The following is a 7,404-nucleotide window of genomic DNA, read 5'->3' as shown; positions in this document are numbered from 1 at the left end:
CACTGTCCAGAGAACAATCGAGATTCAATGTGGGAGGGGGCTTGCCCCCGATAGCGGTGGATCAGCCAATGCATCTGTTACTGACAGGTCGCCGCCGGGAGCAAGCCCCCTCCCACACTTACCGAGCATGAGCTTAAGTAAGTTGTTGCTCCTGCAACCGCCCACCCTCAATCCGCACATGCCGCCCATGGAAGCGCTTGAGGCTGCTGCGATGACCAATGCTGACAATGCTCAAGCCCGGCAACTCATCGATCAGCGCCTGGTACAGCGTCGCCTCATCCTCTTCATCCATCGCCGAGGTCGCTTCATCCATGTACAGCCACTGCGGCGCAAACAACAGTGCACGGGCAAAGGCCAGGCGCTGCTGCTCACCCGGTGAGAGCATGCGTTGCCAGTGGTTGGCTTCATCCAGCCGTGCGACCAGATGGGGCAGACGACAGGTTTCCAGGACCTGTGCATAACGTTCTGGCGAATAGACTCCGTCGTCCTGTGGATAACTCAACACGGCCTTGAGCGTACCGATCGGCAGGTAAGGCTTCTGCGGCAGGAACAGGTAGCGTGTCGCCGGCAGGCGAATGCTGCCATGACCGGCCGGCCACAGATGCCCCATCGCTCGCAGCAAGGTGCTCTTGCCGCTGCCGGAACGCCCACTGAGCATAACGCGCTGGCCAGGCTCCACCATCATGTCGGCGTCGCTGAGCAAATGACGCCCGTCAGCCAAGTCCATTCCAAGATCCTTTATCACCAGGCGCTCGCCTTCAGGGCGTACATCGATGGCCGGGACGCGTTGCTCGTTGTCGTTCATGGCCTGCCGGAAGCTCAGCAGACGGTCACTGGTGGCACGCCATGTGGCCAGTTCCGAATAAGCGTTGATAAACCAGCTGAAATTCTCTTGCACGTTGCCGAACGCCGAGTTGATTTGCATCAGCTCGCCCAACTCGATCTTGCCAGCGAAGTAGCGTGGTGCCGCCACGATAAACGGAAAGATGATTGCGATCTGGCTATAGCCGGCAGTGAAAAAGGTCAGGCGCTTGGACACCTTCATGATGTCCCAGAAGTTGTGCCAGACCTTGCCGAAACGTGTGCTCAGGCGTTGTCTTTCATTCGGTTCGCCGTTGTACAGGGCAATGCTCTCGGCATTCTCACGTACCCGCACCATGGAGAAACGCAAGTCCGCTTCGAAGCGCTGCTGCTGGTTGCTCAGGCCGATCAAGCGACGGCCGATCAGGTGCGTCAACCAACTGCCCACCGCGGCGTATAGCAGCGCACACCAGAACATGTACCCCGGGATGGTGATGCCGAACACTTCGATGCTGCCCGACACGCCCCACAGGATGATCGAGAACGACACCAGGCTGACCACATTACGCAGCAATCCGAGGCCAAGGCTCAAGGTGCCGGAGGTGAAGTTATTCAGGTCTTCGGAAATCCGCTGGTCCGGGTTATCGGTATAGCCGCCCTGTTCCAGTTGGTAGTAGTTCTTGTGCGCAAGCCAACGGGTGAAGTGCTTTTCGGTGAGCCAGGCGCGCCAACGGATGGTCAGCATCTGGGTCAGGTAGAGACGGTAGACCGCGCCGAGAATCGCCACCGCCGCAATACCGCCGAAATAACCGATCAGTTGCCAGAAGGCAGCGGTGTCCTTCTTCTCCAGAGCGTTGTAGAAGTCCTTGTACCAGTGGTTGATCCATACGGAGATCGCCACGCTGAACAGCGACAGGCCAATCACCGCAGCCAGCAACAGCCAGGCCCTGCCCTTCTCTTCGCTACGCCAATACGGTGTGATCATGGCCCAGGTTCGGCGGAAGAATTGCCCCCGCACCGCGTCGTTGACCGCGGAGTACTCAGCGTTCTGGTTCATTGTTCAGGCTCGGCAGGAAAAACATCACAGGCGTTTGAACCGATCATAGGTGATCGGTTCGCGCATCCGTGCAGCCTGAAGCAGGTTGTTCAGTGTTCGTTCAGCGTCGTACCGGGCGCTTCTGTAGCTTGCGCTGCAAGGTACGACGGTGCATGCCCAGGGCCCGGGCTGTGGCGGAAATATTGCCTTCGTGCTCGGTGAGCACGCGCTGGATGTGCTCCCACTGCAGGCGGTCCACCGACATCGGGTTTTCCGGTACCAGGGTGTCGAGGTCGGCGTGCTCGGAAAGCAGTGCAGCCAGCACGTCGTCGGCGTCCGCCGGCTTGCACAGGTAGTTGCAGGCGCCGCGCTTGATCGCCTCGACGGCGGTGGCGATGCTGGAGTAACCGGTGAGAATCACCACGCGCATTTCCGGGTCGAGTTCCAGCAGCCTCGGCAGCAGCACCAGGCCGGAGTCGCCGTCCATTTTCAGGTCGAGGGCGGCATAGTCCGGCAGGTCGGCCTGGGCGATGGTCAAGCCCTCTTCGGCGGAGCCTGCTGTGCTGACGCGAAAACCGCGCCGGCTCATGGCGCGTGCCATCACGCGGGTAAAGGTCGCATCGTCATCTACCAGCAACAGGTGCGGCAGTTCTTCGCCTTCGACTTGGATCTCGTCACTCATCGATATCTCCTCGTGCGACACGGGGCAGGCGCAGCTCGGTGAGCGTGCCGCCTTCCTCATGACTATAGAGCTTCACTGAGCCGCCCGCGCGGGTCACGCTGGCCTTGCTCAAAAACAGGCCCAGGCCGAAGCCTTTGCCCTTGGTGGTAAAGAATGGTTTGCCGATCTGCTCGGCAATGGCCAGCGGCACGCCCGCGCCGTGATCACGAATGCTGATGGTGATGTTTTCTGCGTCCCAGTCCAACTGCACGCCCAATCCTTCGGGGCAAGCGTCGGCGGCGTTATTCAAAAGATTAAGCAACGCCTGGGTCAGGTCCGGCGGTGGCGCCATGCGCGGCACGCTGCCTTGGCCCAGCAGATTGAAACGGTAACTGGCCTCGGGGCGCATCAGGTGCCAACGGTTCAAGGCTTCGTCGAGCCAGTGGGTCACGTCCTGCATTTCTACTGCCAGGCGGCGATTGGCCTCGGCGGCGCGCACCAGTTGCTGCAGCGTCAGCTTGCACTGCTTGACCTGTTCCTGCAGCACACTGAGGTCATCCTGCAGGGCCGGGTCGTGATGGTCCTGGGTCATCTCTTTGAGCAATACGCTCATGGTTGCCAGCGGCGTGCCCAGCTCATGGGCGGCGCCGGCCGCCTGGGTGGCGACGGCCAGCAACTGCTGATCACGCAAGCCCTCCTCACGGCGAATGGCGCGCAGTTCTTCCTGGCGGCGCAGCTCTTCGGCCATGCGTGCGGCGAAGAAGGTGATGACCGCGGCCGATAGGGCGAAACTTAACCACATCCCGTAGATCTGCAGGTTTTCCCGGGCAATCGGAAAGGTTTGCAACGGATAGAACTGCGCCAGCAGCAAGGTATAGAGCGTCAGGGCAATGCCCGAAAGCACCACCGAGTAGCGCCATGGCAAGGTCACTGCGGCAATGGTCAACGGCACAAGGTAATAAGAAACAAACGGATTGGTGGAGCCGCCGGAGAAATACAGCAACACACTGTGGATAAACAGGTCGCAGGCCAGTTGCAGTGCGTACTCCAGCTCGGTGACCGGCCAGGTGGTGCGCAGCCGGATAGCAGTGAAAGCACAGAGCACGGAGGAAAAGCCGAGGGTCACAGCCAATTGCAGCCACGGCAGCGGTAGCAGGTCGAACCAATAGGCAAGCCCGACGGAACCGGCCTGTGCGGCCAATACCAGGGTGCGAATGAACGTCAGGCGCCAGAGGTTCTGGCGAGTGGCGGAAGTCAGTTTTACGGCGGCGAGCATGAGCTCTCCCGATGAGCGCTGCAGGCGGATCGGCACGAGTATAAACGAAGCAGGCCGGCTGGCACGGCGTGTGTGGCTCTTTGACGCAGGGCGAAAAAAAATGACCGTTCGTCGGGCCTGCCATAACTTGTAGCTATTGTGTAAACCCGAAGAACCCGATGCCAGCGTCTACAGTCATACCGACACGACTATCTCAAGGAGCTTCCATGTCTCGTTTCACTCGCAGTGCCGCTGTCCTCACCCTGAGCGCCAGTGCCCTGGCCAGCTTCCAGGCCATGGCCGCCGATGAACTGCATTACAACCAGATTTCCCTGCGCGCCGAAGTCAGCCAGGAAGTGGCCCGCGACAAGATGATCGTCACCCTCTATACCGAGTCGCAAAATGCCGACCCGGCCAAGCTCGCTGCCGAAATCACCACCACCATGAACCAGGCCCTGGGCCAGGCCCGCGAGGTCAAAGGCGTGACCCTGCGCCAGGGCAGCCGCAACAGCTACCCGATCTACGACAACAAGAACCAGAAGATCACCGGCTGGCGTGAACGCGCCGAACTGCGCCTGGAAAGCGCGGACTTCCCGGCGTTGTCCAAGCTCACCGGCGAACTGCTGAACACGCTGAAAATGGAAAACATGGACTTCGCCATCGCCGACGCTACGCGCAAGGCCAGCGAAGATGCGCTGCTCAAGGATGCAGTTGCCGCGTTCAAGGCTCGTGCCCAGCTGGCGACTGACGCATTGGGTGGCAAGGGTTACAAGATCGTCAATCTGAACTTCAACACCAACGGCTATCCAATGCCTTATGCCCGTGGCGGGATGATGATGAAAGCGGCCATGGCCGATTCGGCGCCAACACCTGAAGTGGAAGCCGGTACCAGCCAGGTCAACATGAGTGCCGATGGCGTGATTGAAGTACAGCAATAAACATTAAAAAAAGACAATGGCGCAGCCTTAACAGCCTGCGCCATTTTTTTTGCACACTGTTTCAGCGTCACCGCAACTTAAGTCGTCTGGCAACGCCTTAACAGGCGTCGTACACCTGAAGCTTATATAAACAAAGTACCAGACTCACACTGTCTGATTAGGATGTGGAACTTTCCTGTGTAAGCAGCCACACACTTCACACTAAATCACTTCATCATTCCAACCAGGTAATCAAAAGTGGAAAACTTAAATCAGTTTACTATTATCCGTTATCCGGCACCTGGGTCTACTGAACGCACCCAGGCGCAGGAACAGAAACCGGATGTGTCGCTTAATAATAACGAAGCCTATACAGCCGACAACACTGTCTCTACGGCCCAGCGCCACTCCGATGACTACAAGGCAATCATTTATGGCTCAGACCCTGTCCAAGCGCCCGGAAACAGATATACGTTAAAGCAGCGCGAAGATCGCATTGATGCCTACGCCACGCGTGTAAATACGCAGATAAAAAATATCGAAAGTGGCAGTGACGGCGAGAGAAACATTAAGTTCCAGAACGTTCGCCTGTTCATGGAACCTTCCGGTTACTTCAGTGGGGGTCTATTAGCTGCAGGGTTCGATCCGCATGAAAAAATCACTGTGACGTTCGACACTTACGTCGGTATGGGGACCGGAGAAAATCTGTCCGATACCGAAACCCGTACCTACTCTGCATGGGAAATCGCAGCGGGTGTGCTTGATCACGACAAACCCGCACGGGGCGGGATTGTCAATTTCCATGGAATGGTCATTGATCCAAAAGACCGGAGCAAGATTAATGATCTGCAATCGTTAGGCAAACAACTTCAAAACCACTGGGAGCAGGATATAGCCACGCCAATGCGTGGCAGCGCCAGGGTCAACACCCTTATTGAGATTACGGATGACTTTCCTCTCATACCCCACCTCCCATTCCTACCTAGACCCAAAATATCAACAGTAATACCTGAACGCTCGGGCAAAGCAGACGCCTATGTCGCGCGGGGCGCTTTGCAGAGTCTTCATAGCGATAAGGAGGCCTTTGAAAAGTTAAGCTCTTCCGGTCAAGAAGCGATTAGCCGCACGCTGGATAAGAATGGGCAAGTGATTATTCCCAATATCTACGGTTACCCCCTGAGTGGGTACGCGTTCATTCCCTATACGCCCTATAATGGCAATTACAACAACCGGCCCAATCAGGGTGTCATGCTTGATTTGAGAAGTGGTGCTGTCAGCGAGATAAAGGGCGATGACGAGTTTGCGGCGTGGGCCAAAGACAATCGTAACCAACTGATAAGCCGTTTCAATGCCAGTGACCTACAAGGAGGAAGGGACGCGCATTGGCCACCGGCCGCGACCGTACTCGACAGTCTGATCCTGGATAATACATCCCACTACCCAGGGCGGGACACGTTGGTAAGCGACAAGTCCGTACCCGTTCGGGAATTGTTTAATTATACCCAATCGCGAGGCGGTGACTATGAACTGAAATTTGGCAATCTGAATAAGGGTATTGCCTCGCATTATCACGAGATGAACGCCAAGAACGCGCTATGGGACGATCAAACCAAGGTTTTTGGCGCCATGGAGCAAGGCTGGAAGGCCGCAAAAGAAGTATGGGGCGATACCTTTGGCTACGTACCCGTCCTTGGCAACGCGGGCAATATTGTTTTCGGCAAGCATGACGCCGCCCATGGCATGACGGCCAGCGATCGCGTTGGAGGCAGGGCCGGGGTAGTGATATCAGGCCTGCTGCTGGCGCATGAAATTATACCGGCTGGGGTAGAGGCAGGACTGGGTGAACCGGCCTTGAGTTTCAACACCGCCGACAGCCAACATTACGGCTGGAGATACAATGAGCAGGCCAACCGTTTTGATTTCGTGAAAAAAGTAAACGCCTCCAATGAAAGCGATATAACCCCCGTCTCCAACACCGCGTCAAACGAACCGAGTACGCCACACGCCAGTGAAACGGAAGGTGCCCATCCGACAATCGAACCACCAAATAGTAAACGTGATTTTCTAAATTCCATAGAGAACTTACCCACCGGCGAAGATCTTTTTTCCACGCTTGAAAAAAACGTAATCCTGAGTGGAGAACTCAATGAGCTAAACACCCTTAACGAAAAACTCTACACATTTACCGATTTCAACAAAAAAGGCACTCAAGAACGACTCAACATACTGGTACACGGCAGTGTCGACCCTGATACTGGCATCTCGAAAGTTTCATATAATGGAAAACTCAATACGCCACAAGAGTTACTTCAGACACTTCACAACGAAGGTATTCACCCCGAGACGTTTGCCAATGTAAGACTGCTCTCATGTGACTCTGCAAGTGGTGGAGATGCCTCCTTCGCAGCTGAATTTCAGAAGCTCATAGGGCGCCCGGTCAAAGGCTATAGTGGCACCCTCAGCGCTAACCTCACACCAGAAGATGTAAATGCAGCGGTTGTAAAAGTAGAAAGTGCTTATTTGGAAGCCCTGGAAAAAAATCAGGCCACCCCCCTGACTGCCGCCGATAGGGCATTGGCTAGATCCGAAGCTGAAAAATACGCCGCCAAAGAACTGGCGAAAAAAACAAACTTCAAACCGGCAAAGAAAAATCCCTATTGGAATCCGTTGAAGTGGTGGGCGTTTACTTATAAACCCGAGACCTTCCCAAAACCGTAACACCAAGAATATGCTC

5 protein-coding genes are annotated in these 7,404 nt (G+C 56.2%); 2 read left to right on the top strand and 3 right to left on the bottom strand.

Translation table 11 applies throughout. From position 1 onward, the window contains the following. Positions 1 to 133: 133 nt before the first annotated feature. The 3 genes from QZR30_RS23810 to QZR30_RS23800 form a co-directional block, all read right to left on the bottom strand. Entirely contained in the window at positions 134 to 1,858 is a 1,725-nt protein-coding gene (locus QZR30_RS23810) for an ABC transporter ATP-binding protein/permease (RefSeq protein ID WP_311904355.1), read from the bottom strand. 100 nt (positions 1,859 to 1,958) lie between these two features. Further along, on the bottom strand, positions 1,959 to 2,519 hold the full coding sequence (locus tag QZR30_RS23805; protein ID WP_043048539.1) for a response regulator transcription factor: 561 nt from the start codon (positions 2,517 to 2,519) through the stop codon (positions 1,959 to 1,961). After that, positions 2,512 to 3,774: an ATP-binding protein gene (locus QZR30_RS23800; protein WP_046070893.1), complete on the bottom strand. Its 1,263-nt coding sequence runs from the start codon at positions 3,772 to 3,774 to the stop codon at positions 2,512 to 2,514. The genes QZR30_RS23805 and QZR30_RS23800 overlap by 8 nt, the downstream gene beginning before the upstream one ends. 206 nt (positions 3,775 to 3,980) lie before the next feature. Here QZR30_RS23800 and QZR30_RS23795 point away from each other — a divergent pair, with 206 nt between their 5' ends. Together QZR30_RS23795 and QZR30_RS23790 are read left to right on the top strand one after the other, a co-directional pair. Next, the gene (locus QZR30_RS23795) at positions 3,981 to 4,691 is read left to right on the top strand and encodes an SIMPL domain-containing protein (RefSeq protein ID WP_046070892.1); all 711 of its coding nucleotides are present in this window, start codon (positions 3,981 to 3,983) and stop codon (positions 4,689 to 4,691) included. A gap of 573 nt (positions 4,692 to 5,264) precedes the next feature. Continuing rightward, positions 5,265 to 7,388, top strand: coding sequence for a hypothetical protein (locus tag QZR30_RS23790; protein ID WP_236718763.1), 2,124 nt, complete (start codon positions 5,265 to 5,267; stop codon positions 7,386 to 7,388). The last annotated feature ends 16 nt before the right edge of the window (positions 7,389 to 7,404 follow it).

It is taken from the genome of Pseudomonas sp. rhizo25, from assembly GCF_031931935.1.
Lineage (GTDB): Bacteria > Pseudomonadota > Gammaproteobacteria > Pseudomonadales > Pseudomonadaceae > Aquipseudomonas > Aquipseudomonas synxantha.
The sequence above is the reverse complement of the archived record's forward strand: the minus strand, read 5'-3'. Positions and strand labels throughout refer to the sequence as shown.